The organism is Streptomyces sp. GD-15H (assembly GCF_045291515.1).
Classification (GTDB): domain Bacteria; phylum Actinomycetota; class Actinomycetes; order Streptomycetales; family Streptomycetaceae; genus Streptomyces.
This window is the reverse complement of sequence record NZ_CP149447.1, coordinates 5,058,166-5,080,506: the sequence shown is the minus strand read 5'-3', so window position 1 is coordinate 5,080,506 and position 22,341 is coordinate 5,058,166. Positions and strand designations below refer to the sequence as shown.

General features: G+C 71.8%; 22 protein-coding genes and 1 tRNA gene. 8 read left to right on the top strand and 15 right to left on the bottom strand.

The genetic code is table 11. The annotated features are described in order from the left end of the window. Positions 1-14: 14 nt before the first annotated feature. The 13 genes from phzG to WJ438_RS24140 all read right to left on the bottom strand — a co-directional run bounded on the left by phzG (position 15) and on the right by WJ438_RS24140 (position 12,509). Positions 15-656: a phenazine biosynthesis FMN-dependent oxidase PhzG gene (gene phzG / locus WJ438_RS24200; RefSeq protein WP_406727104.1), complete on the bottom strand. Its 642-nt coding sequence runs from the start codon at positions 654-656 to the stop codon at positions 15-17. A gap of 65 nt (positions 657-721) precedes the next feature. Beyond that, the gene (locus WJ438_RS24195) at positions 722-1,432 is read right to left on the bottom strand and encodes a maleylpyruvate isomerase family mycothiol-dependent enzyme (protein WP_406727103.1); all 711 of its coding nucleotides are present in this window, start codon (positions 1,430-1,432) and stop codon (positions 722-724) included. A 3-nt stretch (positions 1,433-1,435) separates the two neighbouring features. Beyond that, entirely contained in the window at positions 1,436-2,959 is a 1,524-nt protein-coding gene (locus WJ438_RS24190) for a hypothetical protein (protein WP_406727102.1), read from the bottom strand. After that, positions 2,923-3,663, bottom strand: a complete 741-nt coding sequence (locus WJ438_RS24185) for an FAD/NAD(P)-binding protein (protein WP_406727101.1) — start codon at positions 3,661-3,663, stop codon at positions 2,923-2,925. The genes WJ438_RS24190 and WJ438_RS24185 overlap by 37 nt, the downstream gene beginning before the upstream one ends. 50 nt (positions 3,664-3,713) lie before the next feature. Further along, complete coding sequence (locus tag WJ438_RS24180) at positions 3,714-4,841, bottom strand: 2-aminoethylphosphonate aminotransferase (protein ID WP_406727100.1); 1,128 nt, start codon at positions 4,839-4,841, stop codon at positions 3,714-3,716. A 12-nt stretch (positions 4,842-4,853) separates the two neighbouring features. Beyond that, entirely contained in the window at positions 4,854-5,783 is a 930-nt protein-coding gene (locus tag WJ438_RS24175) for a hypothetical protein (RefSeq protein WP_406727098.1), read from the bottom strand. Further along, a complete protein-coding gene (locus tag WJ438_RS24170) occupies positions 5,780-6,427 on the bottom strand; it encodes a thymidylate kinase (protein ID WP_406727097.1) in 648 nt (215 codons plus the stop codon). Before WJ438_RS24170 ends, WJ438_RS24175 begins: the two co-directional genes overlap by 4 nt. Then, positions 6,424-6,684: a phosphopantetheine-binding protein gene (locus WJ438_RS24165; RefSeq protein WP_406727096.1), complete on the bottom strand. Its 261-nt coding sequence runs from the start codon at positions 6,682-6,684 to the stop codon at positions 6,424-6,426. Before WJ438_RS24165 ends, WJ438_RS24170 begins: the two co-directional genes overlap by 4 nt. A 73-nt stretch (positions 6,685-6,757) precedes the next feature. Further along, positions 6,758-7,927: a nucleotidyltransferase family protein gene (locus WJ438_RS24160; RefSeq protein WP_406727095.1), complete on the bottom strand. Its 1,170-nt coding sequence runs from the start codon at positions 7,925-7,927 to the stop codon at positions 6,758-6,760. After that, a complete protein-coding gene (locus WJ438_RS24155; protein WP_406727094.1) occupies positions 7,924-9,573 on the bottom strand; it encodes an amino acid adenylation domain-containing protein in 1,650 nt (549 codons plus the stop codon). The genes WJ438_RS24160 and WJ438_RS24155 overlap by 4 nt, the downstream gene beginning before the upstream one ends. Beyond that, on the bottom strand, positions 9,570-10,631 hold the full coding sequence (sbnB, locus tag WJ438_RS24150; RefSeq protein ID WP_406727093.1) for a 2,3-diaminopropionate biosynthesis protein SbnB: 1,062 nt from the start codon (positions 10,629-10,631) through the stop codon (positions 9,570-9,572). Before sbnB ends, WJ438_RS24155 begins: the two co-directional genes overlap by 4 nt. Continuing rightward, positions 10,628-11,596: a 2,3-diaminopropionate biosynthesis protein SbnA gene (gene sbnA, locus WJ438_RS24145; RefSeq protein ID WP_406727092.1), complete on the bottom strand. Its 969-nt coding sequence runs from the start codon at positions 11,594-11,596 to the stop codon at positions 10,628-10,630. The genes sbnB and sbnA overlap by 4 nt, the downstream gene beginning before the upstream one ends. Positions 11,597-11,648: 52 nt before the next feature. Beyond that, on the bottom strand, positions 11,649-12,509 hold the full coding sequence (locus WJ438_RS24140; RefSeq protein WP_406727091.1) for an isocitrate lyase/phosphoenolpyruvate mutase family protein: 861 nt from the start codon (positions 12,507-12,509) through the stop codon (positions 11,649-11,651). A 205-nt stretch (positions 12,510-12,714) separates the two neighbouring features. Here WJ438_RS24140 and WJ438_RS24135 point away from each other — a divergent pair, with 205 nt between their 5' ends. Genes WJ438_RS24135 through WJ438_RS24115 form a run of 5 tightly spaced genes read left to right on the top strand, consistent with a single transcriptional unit; the run spans position 12,715 to position 18,211 of the window. After that, the gene (locus WJ438_RS24135; RefSeq protein WP_406727090.1) at positions 12,715-13,665 is read left to right on the top strand and encodes a hydroxyacid dehydrogenase; all 951 of its coding nucleotides are present in this window, start codon (positions 12,715-12,717) and stop codon (positions 13,663-13,665) included. A gap of 2 nt (positions 13,666-13,667) precedes the next feature. Continuing rightward, on the top strand, positions 13,668-14,756 hold the full coding sequence (locus tag WJ438_RS24130; protein WP_406727089.1) for a zinc-binding dehydrogenase: 1,089 nt from the start codon (positions 13,668-13,670) through the stop codon (positions 14,754-14,756). Further along, entirely contained in the window at positions 14,753-15,850 is a 1,098-nt protein-coding gene (gene argC, locus WJ438_RS24125; protein WP_406727088.1) for an N-acetyl-gamma-glutamyl-phosphate reductase, read from the top strand. The genes WJ438_RS24130 and argC overlap by 4 nt, the downstream gene beginning before the upstream one ends. Beyond that, entirely contained in the window at positions 15,840-17,093 is a 1,254-nt protein-coding gene (gene pgk / locus WJ438_RS24120; RefSeq protein ID WP_406727087.1) for a phosphoglycerate kinase, read from the top strand. Before argC ends, pgk begins: the two co-directional genes overlap by 11 nt. After that, positions 17,090-18,211 carry an iron-containing alcohol dehydrogenase gene (locus WJ438_RS24115; RefSeq protein WP_406727086.1) on the top strand — a complete coding sequence of 374 codons (1,122 nt, stop codon included), beginning with the start codon at positions 17,090-17,092 and terminating at the stop codon, positions 18,209-18,211. The genes pgk and WJ438_RS24115 overlap by 4 nt, the downstream gene beginning before the upstream one ends. Before the next feature lie 26 nt (positions 18,212-18,237). Here WJ438_RS24115 and WJ438_RS24110 read toward each other — a convergent pair whose 3' ends face one another. After that, positions 18,238-18,855 (bottom strand): DUF402 domain-containing protein, encoded by a 618-nt coding sequence (locus tag WJ438_RS24110; protein WP_406727085.1) that lies wholly within the window; start codon positions 18,853-18,855, stop codon positions 18,238-18,240. A 732-nt stretch (positions 18,856-19,587) separates the two neighbouring features. Here WJ438_RS24110 and WJ438_RS24105 point away from each other — a divergent pair. Beyond that, positions 19,588-19,660, top strand: a tRNA-Arg gene (locus tag WJ438_RS24105). A 113-nt stretch (positions 19,661-19,773) separates the two neighbouring features. Beyond that, entirely contained in the window at positions 19,774-20,121 is a 348-nt protein-coding gene (locus WJ438_RS24100; protein ID WP_406727084.1) for a hypothetical protein, read from the top strand. A 91-nt stretch (positions 20,122-20,212) separates the two neighbouring features. Here the strand turns inward: WJ438_RS24100 and WJ438_RS24095 are convergent, their stop codons facing one another. After that, on the bottom strand, positions 20,213-20,740 hold the full coding sequence (locus WJ438_RS24095) for a tyrosine-type recombinase/integrase (RefSeq protein WP_406727083.1): 528 nt from the start codon (positions 20,738-20,740) through the stop codon (positions 20,213-20,215). A 1,150-nt stretch (positions 20,741-21,890) separates the two neighbouring features. Between WJ438_RS24095 and WJ438_RS24090 the strand changes: the two genes are divergently transcribed. Next, positions 21,891-22,112: a helix-turn-helix transcriptional regulator gene (locus WJ438_RS24090; protein ID WP_406727082.1), complete on the top strand. Its 222-nt coding sequence runs from the start codon at positions 21,891-21,893 to the stop codon at positions 22,110-22,112. Positions 22,113-22,341: the final 229 nt, after the last annotated feature.

Here is a 22,341-nt window from a genome sequence, read left to right as displayed (position 1 = left end):
GTGCGACCGGCGCCTTATGGCTGGAGCCGCTGGTGCGTCCAGTCGGCGGTGTCGGCGGCGCGGTCGTAGCGCAGCCGGCGGTGCAGCCGGTCGGGGCTGCCGTACCAGAACTCGATGGCCTGCGGCACGAGCCGGTAACCGGACCACTCGTCCGGACGCGCGACCGGGTCGCCCGCGTCCACCAGGGCCTTCGCCCGGGCCTTGAGCTCGGTCTCGTCCCCGAGGGGGCGGCTCTGCCGGGAGACCGCCGTGGTCGCCTGCGCGGCCAACGGCCTGCGGGCGAACAGTTCGTCGGACTCCTCACCGGTGAGGACCTCCACCGGGCCCTGCACGGTGAGCTGTTGGAGCGTCTCACGCCAGTAGAAGGTGAGCGAGGCCCAGGGCGTCTCGGCCAGGTTCCGGCCCTTGCGGCTGCCCCGGAAGCTGGTGAAGAGCAGTCCCCGGTCGTCGATCTCCTTCACCAGCAGCACCCGGCTCGACGCCCTGCCCGACGGGTCGGCGGTGGCCAGCACCGCCGCGTACGGCTCGCGGACCTCGCGCGCCACCGCCGAATCCAGCCAGGCACGCATCAGCGGGTGCGGGTCCTGCGGCGGGGTGTCGAACTCGGGCAGCACCAGACCGGTGTCACCGCTGAGCGTCTGTGTCCGTGCTGCCATGCCTGTCGTCTCCTTCGATCGTGCGTGGGGTCCCGGCCCCCGCGGGGTGCGGGGGGCGGGTCCGGTCAGGGCCAGGGGCCCAGATCCGGCAGTGAGTCGGTGGCCCCGTAGGCCTTGGGAAGCTGGGCGGCGGAGCGCCCGGTGAGCCACGCCGCCAGGGTGTTCTGCCCGCCGTGGACCGTGGTCGGGGCGCCCGCGCCGTACTCCCAGCGGCGGTCCGTGTCGGAGGACAGCAGCACCGTGGTGCGGTCCGCCGGCAGCCGGGGCAGGAGGTAGCCAACGAGGTGCTCGCCGAGGGCGTCGCCCCACTCCTCCGGCCGGTAGCCGGTGCCGAGGTCGACGTGATGGATGTGCACCTCACGCCACCAGCACAGCTGGGTGGCCAGCAGATCGGAGTCGCGGTAGGCGCAGCGCAGGCTCCAGTCGTCGGCGCCCAGCCGGGCCCACGCCTCCTCCAGCTGCGTGAGCCCGTCCTCCAGTGCCTCCTTCAGCTCGGCGGCCAGGCCGGCGCCCTGCTCGATGGCCGCGGCACGACCGGGGCGGCCGCCGTCGTAGACCTCGACGGTGCGGCCGTCGAGTGCGTAGCGGGCCTGCCGGGCGAAGGCGCGGGCGAGGTCGCCGAGGTGGGTGAGGACATGGCCCCGGGTCCAGCCGGGCAGTTCGGTCGACTCGCGGCACGCCGCGTCGTCCAGCGCGGCCGCGTCCGCCCGCAGCCGGGCGTGGGCGGTCGCGATCTCCGCCGATCGTGCGGCGGTAACGCCGTGTGCGGTGGTCATCCTTCACACCTCCGTGGTGACGCGCGGGTCGCCGGTCCCGGCGACGGTGCCATCCTGCCCCCAGAACTCCCGCATCCAGCGCAGGATGTCCTGCATGACGTGGTGGTTCTGGTTCGGGCGCAGGGCGCCCAGTTGAAAGAACATCACACCCTCGCTCGGCGGGCCGAGCATCGTGAGCCGCCGGTCCACCTCGCCGTCGGCGCGCACCGGGTGGAAGTCCTCCGTCAGGTCGAGGCCACCGGGTGCGAAGTCCGGCTCGTCGATGCCCGGGTTGCGCCACTTGCTGACGAGTCCGCGCCGCAGCAGGTTCGGGTAGAGCGGCAGGACGTCGTTCTCGGCGTCGAAGGGGTGGACGCGCGAGTCGACCAGGATGTCGACCGGCAGGACGGCGCCGGTGACGCCGCCGCGCACCACGAAGCGGCCGCTGCCCTCGTCCGGCGCCACCTCGGCCTCCGGGCCGGCCGAGACATCGACCAGGCCGTGCCGGATCAGGGCGCGGATCTTCTCCATGACCTCGAGCGCGGCACCGTTGCAGAGCCGGTTGTGGTGACGCATGAAGACGTCGAGGAAGTCGCGGTGGGACGCGGCGTGCAGCCCGCCGAAGTCGACCGCCTTCGCCAGGACGTCCCGCAGGTCGCGCCAGACGCCGTCGGCCGCCGCCTTCGCCGGGTTGGACAGGTTGTCCTGCGCGGCCCAGCGGTGGTCGAGGTCGAGGAAGTCGAGCATCGCCGCCCGGTACTCCTCGGGCGTGGCGAACGAGCCGCGGTCGATCGGCCGGATCGAGCGCTCCCAGGAGAACCGCTGGGCGCCGACGCTCTTCGGGTGCCGCCAGGGGGACTCGGCGGCGGCGACGGCGACGGCGAACTCCGCGGGGTCGTCGAGCCGCGTCGCGAGGGCGGCCGCCTGCTCGGGCCCGAAGACCACGTCCAGGACCCGGCGCAGCGCGGCTTCGGCGTCCCACTCGCGTTCCTTGGCCCGGGCGAGGTCCAGCGTGCCGCCGAGGAGCCCGTCGACCGTCTCCACGGCCTCGTCCACAAGGGCCTCCAGCGGGGCGAGGAGACGCTGGACGGAGACGTCGGACCGGGCGCCGCGGCCGCCGTCGGCGAGGAAGGTCTCGTACTCGGGCCGGGCGACCGCCTCCAGCCGCCGGCCGAACTCGGCGCCGAGCAGGGTGGTGTAGTACAGGTGGGCCATCTCCAGCACGATCACGGGGAAGACGTGGTCGCGGAAGTCGAGCTGCCGTTGCTCGATGCCTCCGATGGTGACGGGCCTGCCGACGGACCGGCGCAACCGGTGCACCGCTTCCTCGACGAGGAAGACGCCCCGGTGCTCCAGCTCCTCGGGATTGCTTTCCTTGGCGTTGTAGGGGCGGGCGAAGGTGAACAGCCCGGCGCGGCTGAACATGACGATGGAGTCGGGCTCCCGACCGGACGCCTGGTAGGCGAGGGTGCCGTCGGGCTGCTCCTCGAAGACGCCGCCCCGGCCCTCGGTCAGGAGCAGGATGACGTCGATGCCGGTGAGTCCCATGCCGACGCAGCCGACGGTGCTGCCGGGCCGGCCTGGCCGGGCTCGAAGGCGTCCTCCAGCGGGTAGGCGGAGGGGACGAGGACCGCCTGGTGCCGCTCGGCGAAGCGGGCCCACTCTGCCTGCCGCGGGTAGCGGGCCGGGTCGTTGGAGGAGTGACCGGTCAGCATCAGGACGTGGTCGGCGTCGAGGACGCGCCCGCCGTCGCCGGCGATGACGGCCAGCCTGCCGTCCGGCAGCTCCTCGAGGTCGGTCACCTCCCTGTGGTGCACATGGACCTCCACGCCGGGCACTTCCCGCAGCATCGTCGTATACCGCTGGAACTGATCGGCGAGGGCCAGGCCGTGGACGTAGCGCTTGGGCCAGTCCTCGGCGGCCAGGTCGAAGACGGGGTCCCCGGTCTCCTCGTACTTGGCGCGGCACCACTCGAGCAGGGTGGGCCGGTCCTCCTTCGGCAGCAGCGGTCCGGCGCCGACGACGCTCGCGTCCGCGGCGAACGCCACCTGGCCGACGATGCGGTTGAGGAAGCTGGTGGCCGGCTGGTCGGGGCTGTGCACCTGACCGGCACCGAACTGTCCCGCACGGTCGAAGATGTGGATGTCGAGGGACAGGGGCTTCTCCGCCGCCTTCGCCGTCGCGGCGAGCCGGTCCAGCACATAGGTGCAGCTGGGGCCCGCGCCGACGATGGCTAGTCGGTTGGAGCGCATACGGGGGATCTCCTTGGTCGGAAGGGTGGGAGCATGCCGTTCCGGCCCGGTCACACAACCCGGTCGGCGTACTTGGCGACCACACGGTCGAAGGCGGCGAAGAAGCCCGCGATGTCGTCGCTGGTCAGCTGGCCCATGTTGGCGACCCGGAAGACGCGCTCCAACTGCTCCTGCGTGGAGTAGACGACGTACCCCTCGGCCTTGAGGCCGTCGTGCAGTTCGTCGTACGTCATGCCCTCGGGCACGTACACGTTCGTCACGGAGTTGGCGCGCTGCTCGGCCGGCAGCAGGAAGCGGACCCCGCGCTCGGCCATGCCGTCGCGGATCTGCGCGGCGAGCGCGGTGTAGCGGGCGCCGCGGCCCTCGACGCCTTCCTCGAGGGAGCGGTCGAGGGCCTCCTCCAAGGCGGCCATGACCTGGAGGGCGGGGGTGAACAGCGGGGCGTTCTTGCGGTCCTGGGAGACGAAGTGGCCGTACAGGTCCAGATAGAAGGTGCGGGCCGGCACGTCCTTCAGCTCCTCGAGCCGGTGGCGCGAGGCGGTGACGAAACTGACGCCGGGCAGGCCTTCGAGGCACTTGTTGGCGGTGCCCACGCACCAGTCGATGTGGTCGGCCACCAGATCGAGCCGCTCCGAGCCGAGGCTGCTGATGGCGTCCACGGCGAACTGCCGGCCGTGCTTGGCGACGACCGCGCCGATCTCCCGGAGCGGGTTGAGCATGCCGGTGCTGGTCTCGTGGTGGACGAGGCCGACGTGGGTGATGCCGGGATCCTCGGCGAGGGCGCGGTCGACGGCGTCCACGTCGATCGGGTTGCACCAGCCGAACTCCATGCGGCGGTGCGGGATGCCGTGCACGTCGACGATGCGCCACAGCCGCTCGCCGTAGTTGCCGTTGTCGAGGATCAGGATGCGGCCGTCCGCGGGGACGATGGAGGAGAACGCGGCCTCCAGCGCGGCGGTTCCCGATCCGGCGAGCAGCACCGAGGTGAAGGCGTCGTCGCCGCCGCAGACGCGGGTGGCCTTCTCGCGCACCCGGGTCATCAGCGCGGCGGCCTCCGGCTCGCGGTGGCACTGGTCGGGCGTGGTCATGGCGGCGCGCACGTCCTCGTGGACGTTGACCGGACCGGGGTTGAGCAGCACCAGGCGACCGGCGGCAGGTGTGGCGGTGGTGACGGACATGCCGGAATCTCCTCAGGGGCGGGCTGATGTGCAGCGGTGGTGGGACGGGATCGGCGGGAGGCGGTCGGGATCGTCCGCACCGGCGTCCCCGGCCGGGTGCGGGGTGGGGGGACGCCTGGAGATCAGGGTGTGCGGCACGTCCGCGGGCCACTGGCTCATCGGCGAGAGCAGGTGGCGCAGCGAGGCCGCGGTGCGGTCGCCGCGGGTGATCACGCACTCGGCTCCGCGCCGGGCGTGCGCCACCATGGCGTCGACCTTGCCGCGCATGGCGTCGCTGGTGTCCCAGGATGCGGTCTCCCACACCAGGCCGTGCGCGGGCGCCGGGTCGTCGGGGCTGACCCAGGGCAGGACGGGGCCGTCCCGCTCGGCCCCGGTCAGGATGCCGGGGACGTCGGTGAGCGTGACGATCCGTACGGGGGCCAGGGACGGGTCGACGAGCATGCCGGGCACGTGGTCGCTGCCGTAGATCCGCAGGCCGCCGTCGGCGGTCAGGATGCAGTCGCCGGAGAGCACCGGCAGCACGCCTTCGGCGAGCAGCCTGCGCACCACCGTGAGGTCGGCGACGGCACCGGTGGTTCGGTCGGCACACATGGCCGCGACCTGGAGCGGCATGGCGCGGATGCCCGATTCCCGGAAGGCCGTGGTCCAGGCCCACTTGACGGCGAACGTGGCACGGGTGAGACCGAGGGTGGCGAAGTCGTCCGCCGCGTCGAGGTCGCGGACCGCCCCGTGCCCCAGGGCCCCGCCGCCGGCCACGAACACCGTCCGGCCCGGGAAGGTCCGTACGAGGTCGGCGACGAGCGTGGCGTAGTCGCGCACGGCCGCGGCGTCGAGGTGGTCGTCGGTGCGCTTGTCGGAGACGAGGCTGCCGCCGACCTTGACCACGAGGGTGCGCGGCTCCCCCGCCCGAACGGGGGGCGGGGTCGCCGGCGGGGCGCTCACCGCCCCTCCGCGAGCGCCCCGGACACCTTGGCGACGACCCCGTCGACCACGTCGTCGAGGGGCTCCGCGGCGTCGACGGTGAGCCATCCGAAGCACGCGGCCCAGTCGTCGAGCACGTCGAGGATGCGGTTCTGGTGGGCCAGGAAGCTCTCCCGCGAGCACGCGGGGTCCATCCCGCACTCGTAGGGGACGACGTCCCGTCCGACCTTGCGCTCCCAGGCCCGCTTCGGGTCGATCCGCAGGTAGACGACCTGGTCGGAGACGGGGAGGGCGGAGACGACGCCCTCCGCCCAGGTGCGGTCCAGGCCGTAGACGATCTCGCTGGCGGCGTGCTTCATCCAGTAGCCGTCGAGCAGGGTGACCGAGCCGGTGCGAACCGCCGGAGGGGTCCGGGCCAGCAGGGCGTGGGAGATGGACCACATCAGGAACAGGAACCGGGTCGGGTTCGGCATCTCCGCGACGCAGAGCCGGGTGTCGGGGACGTCCGGCTTCATGAAGCGGGTCGCCGGGTACGCCGGGTTGTCGACGATGTCCCAGCGGTCGACCCGCTCGATCGTCGTCCCGGCCGCGGCCAGCCGCTCGGTGGCCAGCCGCGAGACGGTCGACTTGCCGGCCCCGTCCGAGCCCACGAGTGAGACGATCACGCGACGCCCTCCCGGTCGACCAGCCCGGAGACGATCGACCACAGGGTGTACGGAGTCGTGAACGACTTCTGGGTGAGCCGCTCGTCGGGGATCTCGATGTCGTAGGTCTCCTCCAGGGAGACGACGAGTTCGACGATGGCTATGGAGTCGAGACCGTGGCCCAGCAGATCGTCGTCCGGCCGCAGTCCGCCGTCCCGGCCGAGGTCGACATGCCGCAGCACCAGCGCCTCGAAGCGGCTGTCCCAAGGTGTGTTCATGGATGTTCCCGATGTCGGTGGGGGGGCGGGGGTTGACGAGGTGACGGTGGTGCCCCTCGGCAGACCGCCCGGATCAGTCATGGGGGACGTTCGAACGCTCGCTGCCGTCCTTGCGGCCGGTGTCGAAGAGCCGTTCGAGGAAGGGCGACGCCCAGCGGGCCGTCTGGCCGTCGAGGGTTCCGTACTGCTCCAGGTACGCGAGGTCGTCCGGCCGGAGCGCGGCGAGCACCTCCTGCGGCACCGCACCCGGGTACAGCTCCGCCGTGAAGTGCAGGGCGTAGTACGCGATGGGGCCGGCCCCGTACTCCCCGACCCGGGTCAGGAAAGCGCGCCAGACGGTCTCGTCGTAGCTTCCGGCGACGAGCGCCACGTCGAGGAACTTGCTGATCTGCAGATCGACGCTGTCCTCGATGAACCGCAGGCTGGTCGCCTCCTTGTGCAGGTGGGAGCAGAGGTCGAGGAGGCGGTCGGCGGGGTCGGGGATCCAGGTCGGGGCGCCGCACAGGACCGCGGGCACACCGCGGTCGAGCAGCTCGGCCGCGGGTGCGCTGACGCCCGACTTCTTCTGGAAGATGTCGTGACACAGGTCCACGTTGAACTCGGGGACGTCCGGGCGGTGTCCGGCCTTCAGGTACGGCAGCTGGTTGCTCAGGTTCACGCGCCAGAAGACCTGGGTCTTCCGGGAGAACGGCAGGACCCGCTCGCCGTCCTCGGCGAGCCGCCCCTGCGTATAGCCGAGCCGCTCGAGGACCTCGTGGGCCCGGGGCACGTCGTCCCGGTCGACCAGCAGGTCCACGTCGTTGATCCGCCGCAGTCCGGGGTCGCCGTACTCGCCCTCGGCGAGCGAGAAGCCCTTGCGCACGGCGTGCCGCACACCGGCGTCGCCGAGTTCCCGGAACACCCGGCCGAACTCGTCGTACAGGGCGAGGTTGCGGTCACGGTTGCCGAGGTAGGAGGTGGTGAACACCCAGCCGTACGGGAAGCCCTTGACCCCGTCGCGTTCGCGGTCGAGGCGATGGGCGAACACGTGGCGGCCGACCATGGGCAGCAGCTTGTGGCGGGCGGCGGCGTCGAGGAACGCGCCCCAGTCGAGGTCGTCCCGTCCGGCGAGGGAGCGGGCCAGGCGCTCCTGGTCGGCGTCGAGCCGCAGCCGGGCCAGGGTGAGCAGCAGCCGGGCGTGGGCCGGCAGGGCGGGGGTGGCGGGGGTGTGGTGCGGTGCGGTCCGCTCCGGTGTGGTGGTCATCGCGTCTTCTCCTCGCTGACGGCCGCCCGCAGTGAGCGGTGGTCGACCTTTCCGTTGGGCGTGAGGGGAAGCGCGTCCCACTCCCGCCACCGCCGCGGCACCATGGGCGGCGGGACCGCGGCGCGCACCGCGTTCTGCAGTTCTTCGGGTGCCACGGGCTCGCGCAGGCTGTAGTGCGCGACCAGCTGGCTGCGTTCGCCGTCGCCGCTGACCGTGACGGCGCATTTCGTGACGGCCGGATGGCGGCTGAGCACCGCCTCGATCTCGTCGAGCTCCATACGGACGCCCGCCACCTTGACCTGGCGGTCGCCGCGGCCCAGGTAGTGGACGACGCCCTCCTCGAACCGCGCGAGGTCGCCGGTGCGGTACAGCCGTCCGGTGGCCGAGGCCGGGTCGAACGGGTCGCGGAAGAAGGCGCGTGCGGTGGTCTCGGGGTCGTTGAGGTATCCGAGGCCCACGCCGGTCCCGCCGACGAACAGCTCGCCGGACTCGCCCGGTTCCGCGGCCCGCCAGCCCTCCTCGTCCTCCAGCAGGAGGTAGAGCGTCGTGTTGATGACGGGCGCGCCGACGGGGAGCCGGGTGCGCTCCAGGTCCGACCGGGTCACCACGTGGTGGGTGACGTCGTCGGAGCACTCGGTGGGCCCGTAGGCGTTGACCAGGACGGCGTGGGGCAGGGCCGCCACCGCGCGTTCGGCCACCGCCGGATGCAGTTCCTCGCCGGTGGACAGCAGCCACCGCAGGGTCCGCAGGGGCGCTGGGTCGCGCCGGACGGTCTCGTCGACCAGCCAGCCGACGACCGTGGGAACCAGCTCGACGACCGTGACCTGGTGGGCGTCGAGGGTCTTGACGAGCCGCCGGGGGAAGCGCATGACGGTGTCGTCCACGACCACGACGTGTCCGCCGACGAGCAGCGGGCAGAGCATCTGCCAGATGGAGATGTCGAAGACGAGGGGGGCGGTGAAGGCGACCACGGCGTCGGCGTCCAGGGAGAGGTCCACGACCTTGGCCCACAGGTGGTTGAGCATGCCCTGGTGCTCGACGGTGGCGCCTTTCGGCCGCCCGGTGGTGCCCGAGGTGAAGATCGTGTAGCGGGTTTCCCGCGAGCGGTCCGAGGCGTCGCGGGGCGGCTCCGCGTCCGCCGCGCCGTCGGCGCACAGGGGCACGGCCCTGACCCGCGCGGTCCGGGCCGCCGCGTGGGCGGGGCCGGCCGGAGTGCCCGTCAGGGCCGCGTAGTCCAGGAGGAGGACGGCGCGGCTGCGCTCCAGCACGTCGCGGACCCGCTCCTGCGGCCAGTCGAGGTCGATCGGCAGGTAGGAGGCACCGAGGCTCTCCAGGGCCAGGAACACGGCGGGGGTCTCGGCACTGCGCGGGCCCGCGCAGGCGACGGTGTCCCCGGTCCTCACGCCCTCGTCGAGCAGAAGGGCACGGATCGCGGCGACTCTGAGCAGCAGGGCGCGGTAGCCGAGGGTCCGCCCGCCCTCGGTGACCGCGGGACGGTCCGGGTCGCGCTCGGCGTGCCGGGCGACGTGCTCCAGGACACCGGTGCCGGTGTCCACCTCCTTGGCGCTGGTCAGGGCCAAGGAGGTGGCGCGGTCCACGGCGCCGGGGACGAGGGGCAGCTCGGCCCAGTCGTGGCGGGCGGTCATCGCGCACCGCCCTGGGTGACGGGGCTGCGGTGGCGTTCGAGGTCGTGGAAGAAGCCGTCGACCACGGTGAGTGCGCCCCTCTCCCGGGCCCGGCTGTGGACGAAGTCGCCGACGGCCAGGTCCAGTACGCCGAGTCCGAACGGGGAGAAGACGACGGTGCGGTCGGCCGGCGCGGCGACCTTGCCCGTGAGCACGTCGTACAGCGTCCCGTCGATGAAGTCCCGCCCCCCGGTGTGTTGTTCGGCGAGGTGGACGGAGGTGTCGGCCTTGAGGACGTGCTCGATGTCGTCCACGACGTTGACGCTGTCGAGGATGACGTCGGTGCCCAGGTCGCGCAGCGAGACGTGCAGCACGAGCGGGTGGTGGGCGAACCAGGACGGGTCGGTGAGGTGGGGTGCCGCGGCCGTGGTGGCGAGGACGACGACGTCCGACGAGCGGATCAGGTCCTCGGCGGTGTCGTGGACGCGGACCGCGGCGCCGTCCGCGGCCGCGCGCACGTGGCCGGCGAACCCCTCGGCGTACTCCCGGGACAGGTCGTACACGCCGAACTCCTCCGGCTCCCAGCCCAGCACGGACAGGTAGTCGTGCAGGTAGCGGGCGATCAGGCCGGTTCCGACGTAGCCGACACGGCGCGGTGCGGGCCGGTCCCCGGCGAGCGCACGGGCCGCGACGGCGGCCGACGCGGCGGTGCGTACGGCGCTGATGATGGAGCTCTCCAGGCACGCGTACGGGTATCCGGTCACCGGGTCGTTGAGGATGAGCACGGCCGACGCACGCGGGATGCCACGGTCCAGGTTGGTGGGGAAGCTGGCGATCCACTTCAGGCCGTCGACCGGTCGCCCGCCGCCGACGGAGGCGGGCAGGGCGATGATGCGGGCGGTCGGCCGGTCGGGGAACCGCAGGAAGTAGGAGGGCGGGTTGACGGTGCCCGCCTCGCCGTGCAGGAGGTAGGTCCGCTCGACGAGGTCGCAGACATCCCGCTGCGCGCCGTCCAGCACGCGGTGCACGGTGGCGCCCGTGACCACGGAGAAGTCCGGTGTCTCCGATGGGTTGTTCACTGGTGCTCCAAGAGGTCCTGCGCGTCGTGGCGGTAGTGGCGTGCCACCCAGGCGTCGTTGTAGATCGTGTCGATGTACCGCTCACCGAGGTCGGGGGCGATGGCCACGGCGGTGTGTTCCGCGGAGCCGTGCCGCGTCAGCCACTGGACAGCGGCGCTCACCACGGTCCCGGAGGACCCGCCGAGGAGGACGCCGCGGGCGGCGAGCCGCCGGCACATGCGGATGGCGTCCGGCTCCTCGACCCACAGGACCTCGTCCACGACGGAGGGGTCGATCAGCGGCATGGGCGTGCTCGCCCCGAGTCCCGGTATGTGCCGGGGTCCTGGCTCGCCCGAGAAGTTCACCGAACCCACGGTGTCGACCGCGACGATGCGCACGCTCGGGCGGTGCTCCCGGAAGTAGCGGGCGCACCCCATGAGGGTCCCCCCGGTGCCGGTGCCGATGAACAGCGTGTCCAGTCCGGGGAACTGCTTGGCGATCAGGGCCGCGGTGTTCTCGTAGTGCGCGACCCAGTTCCCCGGGTTCTCGTACTGGTTGAGCCAGACGTACCTCGGGTCCTGCGCGCAGCGCTCGCGCACATGGGCCTTGCGGGCCGCCAGATAGCTGCCGGTGGCGTCCGGTTCGTCGACCACCACGACCTCGGCGCCGAGGGCCTTCATCAGGTCGGCCGCGGACGGGTTGCACTTGGGGTCGGTGACACAGACGAACTTGAGTCCCTTGGCCGCGGCGATGACGGCGAGCGCGACGCCGAGGTTGCCCGAGGAGGACTCGATCAGGATGGAGTCCGTGCCGATGATCCCCTCGCGCTGTGCGGTGTCCACCATCCAGGCCGCGGGCCGGACCTTCACCGATCCTGCGAAGTTGAAGCCCTCGCACTTCAGGTACAGGGGGCGGCCCAGCAACTGGCGGAGATCGAGGTAGACCTCGCTGTCGAGGAGCTCATCGGCCCTGGTGATGACTGTCATGCCTGCTGCCCGCCTCCACCCCGTCCGCCGGGTCTCGCCGTACGAGCCGTGTTCACGCGCCGAGCTTCTGCCAGTCGGCCATCCGCTGGAGGTCGAAGATGTCCCGCACCGAGGCGATCTCCGCCTCCAGCGCCGTGGTGTCGCCCGCCTCGTAGATGGCGCGGTAGGTGTTTCGCAGGGTGGTCAGCGCGGCGCGCATGCCCTGGTTGGCGTAGATGACCACGGAGACACCGGCGCTGCGCACGTCGTCGATGTGCCAGTCCGGGTACGTGGTGGGGACGACGACCACCGGGACGCGGTTGTCCCACTGGTCGAGGAAGGCGAGCACCTCGTCCTTGGTGCGGGCCTTGGAGTGGATGAGCACGGCGTCCGCGCCGGCGTCGGCGTAGGCCTTGCAGCGCGTGACGGCCTCGTCGACGCCCGCGCCGGCGATGAGCGCCTCGGTGCGGGCGATGACGAAGAAGTCCTCGGTGGCCTGCACGGTCTTGGCGGTCTGGATCTTGCTCGCGAAGGCGGCGGTGTCGAGCAGCGTCTGGCCGCCGCTCGCGAAGCTGTTCATCTTGGGGAACAGCTTGTCCTCCATGCACACGGCGGTGATGCCGGCGCCCTCGAACTCGTGGACCATGTGGGCGACGTTGTAGTTGCCGCCGTATCCGGTGTCGCAGTCGGCCACGACGGGGATGTCGAGGGCCTTCTGGATGTTGGCGGCCGCCTCCAGGTACTCGGTCATGCTCAGGATGCTGGCGTCGGGCAGGCATCGGGAGGCGGACACCTCGAAACTCGACGACCACACCGCCTGGAATCCGGCCTCCTGGGCCAGGACACCACTGAGCGCGTGGTGGGCACCCGCCACCCGGACCACGTCGTGCGTCGCGAGTACGGAACGGAATGAGGGATAGCGGCGCTTGAGCATCTAGAGCCTTTCTAGGGTGACGGTCCCAGTGTTTCGGCTCGGCCGGCTGACTCGACCGGACACACAGTGTCAGCAGCTTGACCAGCATGTTTTTTCTGCAATGCGGCGGCTTTCGCGGGGAGAAGCTAGCACGCTCCAGTCCGCCCTAGTCAATGGTTCTGGCAATTCCTTGCCAATGCGTGTCACGGGAGGGCAGGATCTTGGCATGAGCTTTCGAGCGCGCCTCGTCGTACTGGATCCCGTGTCCCCGGGTGCCCTGGCGGACCTGGAGCAGGACCACGAGGTCGTGGTGCGGCTGCACCCGGGTCATGAGGAACTCCTCGAGCTGGCCGCCGACGCCGATGCCCTCGTCGTGCGCAGCGGCGTGACGATCGGCGCCGAGGTCATCCGGGCCGGGCGCCGGCTGAAGGTGGTGGCGCGGGCAGGCTCGGGCACCGACAACATCGACCTCGCGGCCTGCCGCGCGGCCGGGGTGCAGGTGTTCAACCTCCCTGGCGTCTCCGCACCCGCGGTGGCCGAGCTGGCCATCGGCCTCATGCTCGCCGTGACCCGCAACATCGCCCTCGCGGACCGGCAGATCCGGGCCGGGCGGTGGAAGAAGCCGCAGCTCGCCGGCCCGGGACTCGAGGACCGCGTCCTCGGCGTGGTGGGCCTCGGCCCGATCGGCTCCCGGATCGCGCAGCTCGGCACGGCGTTCGGCATGCGCGTCCTCGCCGCCGCCGACCGGGTGACGCCCGAGCGCGACGAGGAGTTGCGCGGCCGCGGCATCGCGCGGGTCGACCTGCGCGACCTCCTCGGCACCGCGGACATGGTGTGCCTCGCGGTGCCGCTCACCGAACGGACGAGAGACCTCATCGGCGCGGAGGAGCTGGCGCTGATGCACGCCGGCTCGTACCTGATCAACGTCTCCCGCGGCGGCGTCGTGAACGAGGACGCCCTCCTGCGGGCGCTGAAGGACGGGTCGATCACCGGCGCCGCCCTCGACGTGCACGGACAGGAGGCCGGCACGCCGGCGCTGGCCGCCCTGGACAACGTGGTGCTCACCCCGCACATCGGAGCGACCACCACCGACGCCCAGGACCGGGTCGGTCGACTGCTGGTCCGCGAGCTGCGCGCCGTCCTCGCCGGCGGCCAGGCCACGAACAGGGTGTGCTGAGCGTGAAGACGACCACGGAGACCACCGACACCATGAAGGCAGCCGTCCTCACCGGCCACCGGTCCCTCACCCACCAGGGCGTCGCCGCCCCCGAACCCGGCCCCGCCGAACTGCTCGTCAGGGTCGACGCCACCGGCGTCTGCGGATCCGACCTCGCCGCCTACCGCGGCACCCACCCCTACAAGACGGCCCCCGCCGTCCTCGGCCACGAGTTCTCCGGGACCGTGGTGGCCGTCGGCAGCGAGGTGACCGGCTTCGCTCCGGGGGACCGGGTGTGCTCGGCGGCCTTCTCCCATTGCGACTCCTGCGTCGAGTGCCTGCGCGACGCGCCCCACCTGTGCACCCGGAAGCTGAACCTCAGCCACCTCGACTGGGCCGGTTCGTTCGCCGAACTGGTCGTCCTCCGGCCCAACATGGCCCACCGGCTCCCCTCCGACCTGCACCCCGTGGCCGGGGCGCTCGTCGAGCCGCTGTCCATCGGCCTGCACGCCGTACGGCTCGTCGGCGACGGCGCCGGCCGCCGCGTCCTCGTCCTCGGCTCCGGCACGATCGGACTCAGCTGCCTGATCGCCGCCCGGCAGCTCGGCCACGGCGCGGTGGCCTGCGTGGACGTCGGCCCCGAGAAGGGCGAACTCGCCCGGAGGCTCGGCGCCGACGCGTACGCCGACGCCCGCGACGGCGACCCGGTGTCCGAGGCACTGGCGGCCCTGGGCGGCCCGGCGGACGTCGTGGTGATCGCCGCAGGATATCCGGGCGTGACCGACCAGGCACTGCGCGCGGTGCGGCCCGGCGGCGACATCGTGATCGTCAGCTACTTCGAGGACCGGCCTCCGGTCGACCTCAACGCACTCGTCGGGCGCGAGGTGACCGTGCACGGTTCGGCCCTGTCCACGCCTCGTGACTTCACCGAGGTGATCGACCTGCTCGCGGCGGGACACCTCGACGTGCTGTCCATGGTCACCCACCACTTCCCGCTCGCCGACGCGGAGTCGGCGCTGCGCCTGATGGACCGGGCCGATGTGCCCACCGGCAAGATCATGCTGCATGTGACCACCGACCCGGACAAGTTCACGAACGGATGGAGCGAATGAGCAAAGGCATACGGGCCGCCGTCATCGGGGGAACCGGGTACACCGGCGGCGAGATGTGCCGTCTCCTGCTCGGCCACCCGGCGGTGACCGAGATCCTGCCGACGTCCCGCGGCGAGGAGTCCTTCGAGCGGGTCCACCCGAACCTGCTCGGCTCCGGACTGCGGTTCCACGACGTCGACGAGATCACCGCGGCCGTCGGCGACCTGGACGTCGTCTTCCTGTGCACGCCGTCCGGCGAGGCCATGCGCCGCACGCCCGAGCTGCTCAAGGCCGGCGCCCGGGTGATCGACCTCAGCGCCGACTTCCGGTTCGCCGACCCGGAGGCCTACCGAAGGACGTACGGCGCCGAGCACACCGCCCCCGAACTGCTCCCGGAAGCGGTGTACGGCGTCACCGAATTCCACCGGGACCTGCTGCCCGAGGCGCGCCTGGTGGCCAATCCGGGGTGCTACGTCATCACGGCGCTGCTCGGCCTCGAGCCGCTGCTGTCCGCCGGTCTCGCCGCCCCCGGTGCGCCGCTGCACATCGCGGCGGTCAACGGGACCACGGGCGCCGGGATCAAGCCGCGCACCGAGATCCTGCACGCCGAGGTGTTCGGGTCCATGCTGCCGTACAGCCTCCAGGGCCACCGGCACGCGCCCGAGCTGGAGGACCGGCTCTCCAGGCCGGCCGGAGGTCCGGTCACCGTCGACCTCAGCACCGCGCACGGCCCCTTCGCCCGCGGCATCTACATCCAGGCCGGCGTCCGCGTCCGGGAGGAGCTGCGCGAGGAGGTCTCCCGCGAACTGCTCCTCGCCCGCTACACGGAGCGCTACGGCGCGGGGGCGGACGGCGAGTTCTTCGTCCGGATCAACGCCGAGCCGCAGCTCGGCGGGCTCACGGACAAGGACTACCGCAGGTACCCGAGCCTGGCGGGCGTGGTCGGCTCCAACTTCTGCCACATCGGAGTGGACTACGACGCCCGGCGCGGCATCGCCAAGGTCGTCTCCGTCACCGACAACCTGGTCAAGGGCGCGGCCGGTTCGGCCCTGCAGAACATGAACGTGATGCTCGGTCACGACGAGACCACCGGGCTGCGCAGCTATGGCCTCTGACCCCGGACGGCGGGGCCCGCTCGACGGGGTGCCGCTGCTGGGCGCACGGCACATCACCGCGGGCGAGCGTTGGATCTTCTCGGCCGGGTTCAACGTGGATCCGGCTCTGACCAGCACCGGGCGAATCGACAGCGAACTGGCCGACCTGCGCCGGCTCGCCGAGTCGGGCGCACGCGTGGCCGTGCTGTCCCACCAGGGCAGTCACCGCGACAACAGCGCGACCGCGCTGGACCATGCCGCCGCCCATCTCACGCGGCGGCTGGGCCGGCCGGTGCGGTACGTCCCCGAGAACGCCTCGGACGCCGCGGTGCGGACCGCCGAGGCGCTGGCGCCGGGTGAGATCGCCGTCTTCGGCAACACCCGGCACCACGCCGGGGAGGAGCGGAACGACCCCGACCTGGCCCGCAGGTTCGCACTGCTGGGCGACCGGGTCGCCGTGGGCGGCTTCTCCAAGGCCCACCGTGCCCACGCCTCCAACACCGGTGTCCTGCGCCTGCTCCCCGGCCACGCCGCGGAGAGCCTGGTGACGGAGGTCCGGTTCCTCGCGCCCTGGGCGGGGCGGAACGACGGGCTGTCCAGCGCGGCCGTGCTCGGCGGGCGCAAGCCCGAGAAGACCCTCGTGGGCCTGGTCCACGCGATGCGCAGCTACGACCTGGTCGTACCGGGCGGCGTGGTGCTCAACACGGTGCTGCGCGCCCTGGGCCACCAGGTCGGCGCGTCCGACCTGGGAAGCCGGCCCGACGCCTGCCTGGACGCCGTCCGGAAGGTGCTGGACACACCCGCGAAAGCACGGCTCCACGTGCCGCGGACGGTGTGGACGGCGCCGACGGACGGCGGGCGGATCACCGGCGCGGCCCGGCCCACCGCGGTCGCCGACGGGGTGCCGGCGGACCACGCCGTCGTGGACTTCGACCTCGAACCGTGGGCGGCCGAGTCTCTGGCCGGCGCCGACCGCGCCGTACTGGCCGGGACGCCGTCCCGCTACCTCGACGGGCAGGTGCGGTCCTCGGACGCCGTGCTGTCCGCGCTGTCCCGCTCCTCCGGCCGGACCCTGCTGCTCGGCGGCGACACCGTGGCCGAACTCCCCTGGGCGGGCCCGGTGTCGACGGGCGGCGGGTCGGCGCTCGAACTGCTCGCCACCGGAACGTGCGCGGTGCTGGACGCGCTGCACGACAACGCCCGCGCCGGAACCGGCGGCCACGGCCCGGCCGACGACGATGTCATGGATGGAGTGAGCACATGAAGCTGGACCTCGACGTCCCCACCCACGTGGAGTTCGGCCGCGGCGAGCTGGACCGGGCGGGGACGCACGCCCGGGCGCTCGGCACACACGCGCTGCTGGTCACCGGCAGGAGCGCGGCGCGGGCCCACGGCTATCTCGACCGGGTCGCGACGTCCCTGGAGTCCGCCGGAGTCCGCGCCACGGTCTTCGACCGGGTGTCGGCCAACCCGAGGTCGGACGAGGTGGACGAGGCGACCGCGACGGCCCGCTCGCAGGGCTGCGACCTCGTCGTCGGGGTGGGCGGCGGCAGCGCCCTGGACGCCGCCAAGGGCGTGAGCGTGACCGCGCCGTCGGGCGGCGGCGTCCGCGACCTCATCGGGGTGACGCTGGGCCCGGAGGCGCCCGCGCTGCCGCTGCTGGCGATCCCCACGACGGCCGGCAGCGGCTCGGAGGTCACCAAGGGGGCGATCATCACGGACACGGTACGGAACTTCCGCTCCGGCATCCGCGGTGACGCCCTCTTCCCGCGCACCGCGATCGTCGACCCCGATCTGATCGCGTCGGTGCCGCGCGAGGTCATGGCGGACACCGTCTTCGACTCGTTCGCGCATGCCGTCGAGGGCTGCGTCGCGGCCCGTGCGGACGGGACGAGCCGGTCCAGGGCGCACCAGGCCATCGAGCTGATCGCCACGCATCTGCCGAGCGTGCTGCGCGGCGAGGACTCCCCCGAGGCCCGCGAGGCGCTGTGCCGTGCGGCCCTGCTGGGAGGTGTGAACGTCGCCACCGTCAGCACCTGCCTGCCGCACCGGCTGCAGCAGGCCATGGGCTCACTGCCCGGGGTGAGCATCTCGCACGGCCGGGGCCTGGCGGTGCTGTACCCGAGCTGGCTGCGGCACACCGCACCCCTGGTGCCGGACGAGTTCGCCGCGGTCGCCGAACTGCTGGGCGGCGACACCGTGCACGACGCGGTGGGCGGGCTCCTCGCCTCGGCGGGCCTGACGGCCCGGCTGCGCGACTTCGGGGTGGCCAAGGGCGACCTGGACCGGCTCGTCGAGGGCGTGACGGGCAACCTCGGCAACGACCCGGCGGGCCAGGTCGACGGCGACTACTTGTTCACCCTCTGCGCCGAGTCGTTCTGACGGACGCGCCCCGCGGCGGGAACGGCTCAGCGGGACCGGACGGCACCCAGGGCGGCGCCGTCCGTAAGGGCCACGGCGGCGGGGACGTCCCAGCCGACCGGCGCCCGCCAGTCACGCCACTGCTCCCACCAGGGCGTGCCGCGCTCGACGAGGTCCACGACGGAGGCGGCCGCGGCCCGTACCGCGGCCCCCTCCTCGACGTCGAAGCCGCCCGTACGCACCCGCTCCTCGAAGTGCTCGACGTCCTTCCACCGGTACGGGGAACCGTCGCCGGGGATGATCAGGTCCAGCTCGTGATCCAGCGTGTCGAAGCCGCGCTCCGTACGGACGAGGGGCGCCTGGAAGTTGACGTACCACTCCCGCAGCACCTCGCCCTCCCATCGGCCCCACACGGAATAGCCGTCGCCCGGCCGCTGCAGCTGCAGGACGCCGCTGGACTGCCACACGTGCTCGAACTCGATCCAGGGGTGCAGCCCCCAGCGGAACTCGCCGCGCCCGAACGTGAGCGGCGTGCCCTTTGCCAGGTACACGGCGAGCGCCCGCTCGTCGTCACCGGCGACCCGCACCGGGTACACCAGCCATTCGCGTCCGTCCAGGATCTCTCGCCGGACGATGACCTCACCCACACGGAATCGTGACTCCATGACGCGCCAGCCTAGTTGTACCGCCCTGTGCGGTCGGGGACCAGGGTGGCGGGTGGCCGGCCCTTCAGCACGGCGTGTCCGCGGTGTGTCCGCGGTGGTGATCGCGGCGTGTCCGCGGTGGTGATCGCGGCGTGTCCGCGGTGGTGATCGCGGTGGTGATCGCAGGTGTGCAGTCGGCCGGGGAACGCGTCGCGTCGTTCGGTCTCCGTGCGGGAGGGGCGGGGCGTGGGCCCACTCGTCCGGCAGGGTGCGGTGGGAGCGCCCGGCCTCGCCGTTCGTTTGCGGCCGGTGGGGCCGGGTCACTCGTGGGTGATCCCGGCCGCGGCGAGGGCGCCGCACCAGCCGCGTGAGCGGCGGCAGGAGCCGCTGCCGGCCAAGAACCCGCTGGACGGTGGTCCCGGGCCCGGGCGAAGCCCCCCACATGCGGGTCCCGGCACACGGCGCCCGCGGAGCCCTGCTGATCCGTCTCGGACACGCCTGGGTGAACAACTCCCTCACACGGGTACTCGACGCGATCTTCTCCTGACGGCCACGGCGGGTCCCCCTCCCGGCCGCCCCGGCACCCTGCGGGTGATCCCCCGGCAAACCACATCCCCAGTGCGTCGAGCGCGCCACCCGCTACACTGGCGGCGGCGAGCGGGCCCTCACCGGCTGCTCACCAACTGTCGAAAACATGTCAAGAGCTGGCCGCGTACACGACCTCGCTTCAGACATGTTTGTCCACAGAGCCCCGCCTTCGTAGCTCAGGGGATAGAGCACCGCTCTCCTAAAGCGGGTGTCGCAGGTTCGAATCCTGCCGGGGGCACAGTAAAACGCCTGGTCAGAGGCCCTTCCGTCCGACGGACGGGAGGGCCTTCGTACTCGCAGCACACATATGGCACACATGTGGCTGCGGGCAGAGGTGGGGAGCTGTGCGAGATGCCCGCGAAGAACGAGCTGTCCCGGCGCCGGTACGAGAAGTTGGTCGACCGGCTGGAGTCGTTGATGCGGGCCGCTCTGAAGCCGCAGTACGAGGGGTATTTCGGGCAGCTGGTCCTGGGCAGCGACGACCTCGCGGAGATGGGCGACCTGAAGGACGTTCGGCAGGCGGCGCGGGAGGCCGGGCAGCGTCTGGGCTGGAAGACCGCCACTCGCCTCGTCGGTGGCCGGCTCTTCGTGCTCGACGAGCGGTCAGTGCCTGAGCACATCGAGGCGCTGGCCGAGGACGAGACCGCTGCCGCGATGGACCGGGCCTGGCGGGATGGCCGACGGCCGAGGCTCCTCTGACCCGGAAAGACCGGAGGGCCGCCCCACCGGTTCAATACCAGTGACAGCGGCCCCCTCCGTTTGCCGTTTCTCGGCACGGATCAAACCCACATCACGCCGAGTCCTCCTCCAGGGCAGCCACCGCCTCGGCGGCCTGGCGGGCCTTCCGCTCGGCCTTCTCCAGCCTGGTCTTCGCCTTGGCCAACTGCTTGGCACGCCGCTTGTGCATCTTCTTCGAGACCTCGTCGAGACGGTCCGGGAAAAGGTGCCCGTACGTGTCCAGGGTCAGCGTCGCCGACTTGTGGCCCAGCATCGTCTGGACGACGTTGACGTCCGCACCGCTGGCGATGGCGAGCGAGGCGGCCGTGTGACGCAGCTTGTGCGGGGTGACCTTGAGGTGCCCCAGTCCGGCTTTCACGACCGCCGGCGCGAAGAGCCGCTGGCGGAAGTTGCGGGCCCGCAGCGGCCCGCCCTGCGGGGCGGTGAACAGGAGCTCGTCCTCGTCCCGCCCCTCGACGTGGGGCTTCAACTCCTCCGCCAGGAATCTCGGGATCGGTACGGACCGGCGTTCGTGGTTCTTGGGGGTGTCGAGGTAGAGCTTGCCGTTGTCCTCGACGTACGCCTCGAACGATGTGGGCACGGCAGGCGTCGAGGTCGACTCGTCCCACCTTCAGCGCGGACGCTTCACCCCAGCGCAGACCCGTGTAGGCCAGCAGCAGGATGAACACCCAGTAGGCGCCTGCCGCGTCGGCGAGTGCGTCCACCTGTAGGTCGTCGAGGTAGACGTGGTCGGCGGGGGCTGCCTTCGGGAGGGGCACTCCGACAGCCGGGTTGACGGCCAGACGACGGGACTGGACCGCGTAGCCGAGGACCCGGCTGAGGACGACGTATGCCTTCCGCACCGAGCGAGGGCTGAGCTTCCTGCCACCGGTCACCTCGCCGGACAGCATGTCGCCCAGCCACTCGGCGACGTCCTCGAAGTGGATGCGGTCCAGGGACGTCGTTCCCCACCGCGGGATCACATGGACATCGAGAACCCCCCGATAGCGATTGCGCGTCGAGCGCTTGAGGTGGATCTGGGCGGCCAGCCAGGAATCGGCGACCTCGGCGAACTTCACGCGCCCGGCGGCCGGGTCCCGATAGGAGCCGTCGGTGAGCCGGGACTCCAGCCTGGTCCGCTCGGCCTCGGCGTCGGCCTTGCGGGCCACGGTCTTCATCTTCGGCTTGCCGTCGGGGCCGTACCAGCGCACGCGGTAGCGGCCGGGCGGCGTACGGCCCGCCTTCCTGGCCGCCGCCACGGCTTGCGCGTACGCCGCGTGCCCGTTGCGGTCCTCTATCCAGACTCGCGCCATCAGGCTCCTTCTTCCACGCCGAGAACAGGACGGTTTTCCGGCGGTTCCATTTCCATGCGATCAGCAGCCATGACGCATAGCTGTAGCTTGGTTTGAGCAGCTTGGCAAGAGTTGGTTCTTAAACTTTACAGAAGTCGCAGATCCACGTCTCTCATCAGCCCATGGGCGGCTATTTTGCGCGCTCCGATTTCCATGCTATGTTCCCCGCTCCTCCGGGCCAGGCTGAGCGACGATAGCGCTCGAACTCCTCCCACCTGCACGTTTACCGATTCCTCCGGGCCGCTGCGGCGGCACCTTCGGAGGGATCGGAAAACGACACGTCTTTTTGGTCAACCGGCGATTCGCCTTTACAGTTATCGGGCCCTGACACCCACGTCAGAGGTCTGGGCGAATTCCACCAAAGCCGCTCTGTGAAACCTGCTCGAATAGGAGACCTTTTTGCTCGACCGCCTGGATCGATCCCCTGCCCGTGAACGCGGCACGCTCGCGTCTCCCGCCGATGTGGCGGCCTATCTCGGGGTGCCGGTGAAGACGCTGTACCAGTGGAAGTACCGGGGCACCGGCCCGGCGCCACTGAAGGTCGGCCGGCACCTGCGCTACCGCTGGCGTGATGTAGACGCCTGGCTCGACCGGCAGTCGCCGTACGGCCTGACGGCATGACCGCGCGGCGACAGAACGGCCCTCGGCACGTCAACGCCGAGGGCCGCAGATCCCTCGACTAATCGCCTGTCCTTGAACGACGACTCGGTGGGGCGGGACCTTGCCCGTCCCGCCCCACCGGGAGAGGAATGCCTATGGAGGACTCTACGTCCCCCACCACAAACACCGGTCCCCAGATCGCCTGGCCCGCGGTCGCCGTCCCAGGGCAGGGAACGTCCCCGGCCCGTAC

Excerpts from the sequence above, each read along its gene's own strand:
- phzG (WP_406727104.1), bottom strand. The coding sequence starts at position 656 with ATGGCAGCACGGACACAGACGCTCAGCGGTGACACCGGTCTGGTGCTG.
- WJ438_RS24195 (WP_406727103.1), bottom strand. The coding sequence starts at position 1,432 with ATGACCACCGCACACGGCGTTACCGCCGCACGATCGGCGGAGATCGCG.
- WJ438_RS24190 (WP_406727102.1), bottom strand. The coding sequence starts at position 2,959 with ATGGGACTCACCGGCATCGACGTCATCCTGCTCCTGACCGAGGGCCGG.
- WJ438_RS24185 (WP_406727101.1), bottom strand. The coding sequence starts at position 3,663 with ATGCGCTCCAACCGACTAGCCATCGTCGGCGCGGGCCCCAGCTGCACC.
- WJ438_RS24180 (WP_406727100.1), bottom strand. The coding sequence starts at position 4,841 with ATGTCCGTCACCACCGCCACACCTGCCGCCGGTCGCCTGGTGCTGCTC.
- WJ438_RS24165 (WP_406727096.1), bottom strand. The coding sequence starts at position 6,684 with ATGAACACACCTTGGGACAGCCGCTTCGAGGCGCTGGTGCTGCGGCAT.
- WJ438_RS24160 (WP_406727095.1), bottom strand. The coding sequence starts at position 7,927 with ATGACCACCACACCGGAGCGGACCGCACCGCACCACACCCCCGCCACC.
- WJ438_RS24155 (WP_406727094.1), bottom strand. The coding sequence starts at position 9,573 with ATGACCGCCCGCCACGACTGGGCCGAGCTGCCCCTCGTCCCCGGCGCC.
- sbnA (WP_406727092.1), bottom strand. The coding sequence starts at position 11,596 with ATGACAGTCATCACCAGGGCCGATGAGCTCCTCGACAGCGAGGTCTAC.
- WJ438_RS24140 (WP_406727091.1), bottom strand. The coding sequence starts at position 12,509 with ATGCTCAAGCGCCGCTATCCCTCATTCCGTTCCGTACTCGCGACGCAC.
- WJ438_RS24135 (WP_406727090.1), top strand. The coding sequence starts at position 12,715 with ATGAGCTTTCGAGCGCGCCTCGTCGTACTGGATCCCGTGTCCCCGGGT.
- argC (WP_406727088.1), top strand. The coding sequence starts at position 14,753 with ATGAGCAAAGGCATACGGGCCGCCGTCATCGGGGGAACCGGGTACACC.
- pgk (WP_406727087.1), top strand. The coding sequence starts at position 15,840 with ATGGCCTCTGACCCCGGACGGCGGGGCCCGCTCGACGGGGTGCCGCTG.
- WJ438_RS24115 (WP_406727086.1), top strand. The coding sequence starts at position 17,090 with ATGAAGCTGGACCTCGACGTCCCCACCCACGTGGAGTTCGGCCGCGGC.
- WJ438_RS24110 (WP_406727085.1), bottom strand. The coding sequence starts at position 18,855 with ATGGAGTCACGATTCCGTGTGGGTGAGGTCATCGTCCGGCGAGAGATC.
- WJ438_RS24100 (WP_406727084.1), top strand. The coding sequence starts at position 19,774 with ATGCCCGCGAAGAACGAGCTGTCCCGGCGCCGGTACGAGAAGTTGGTC.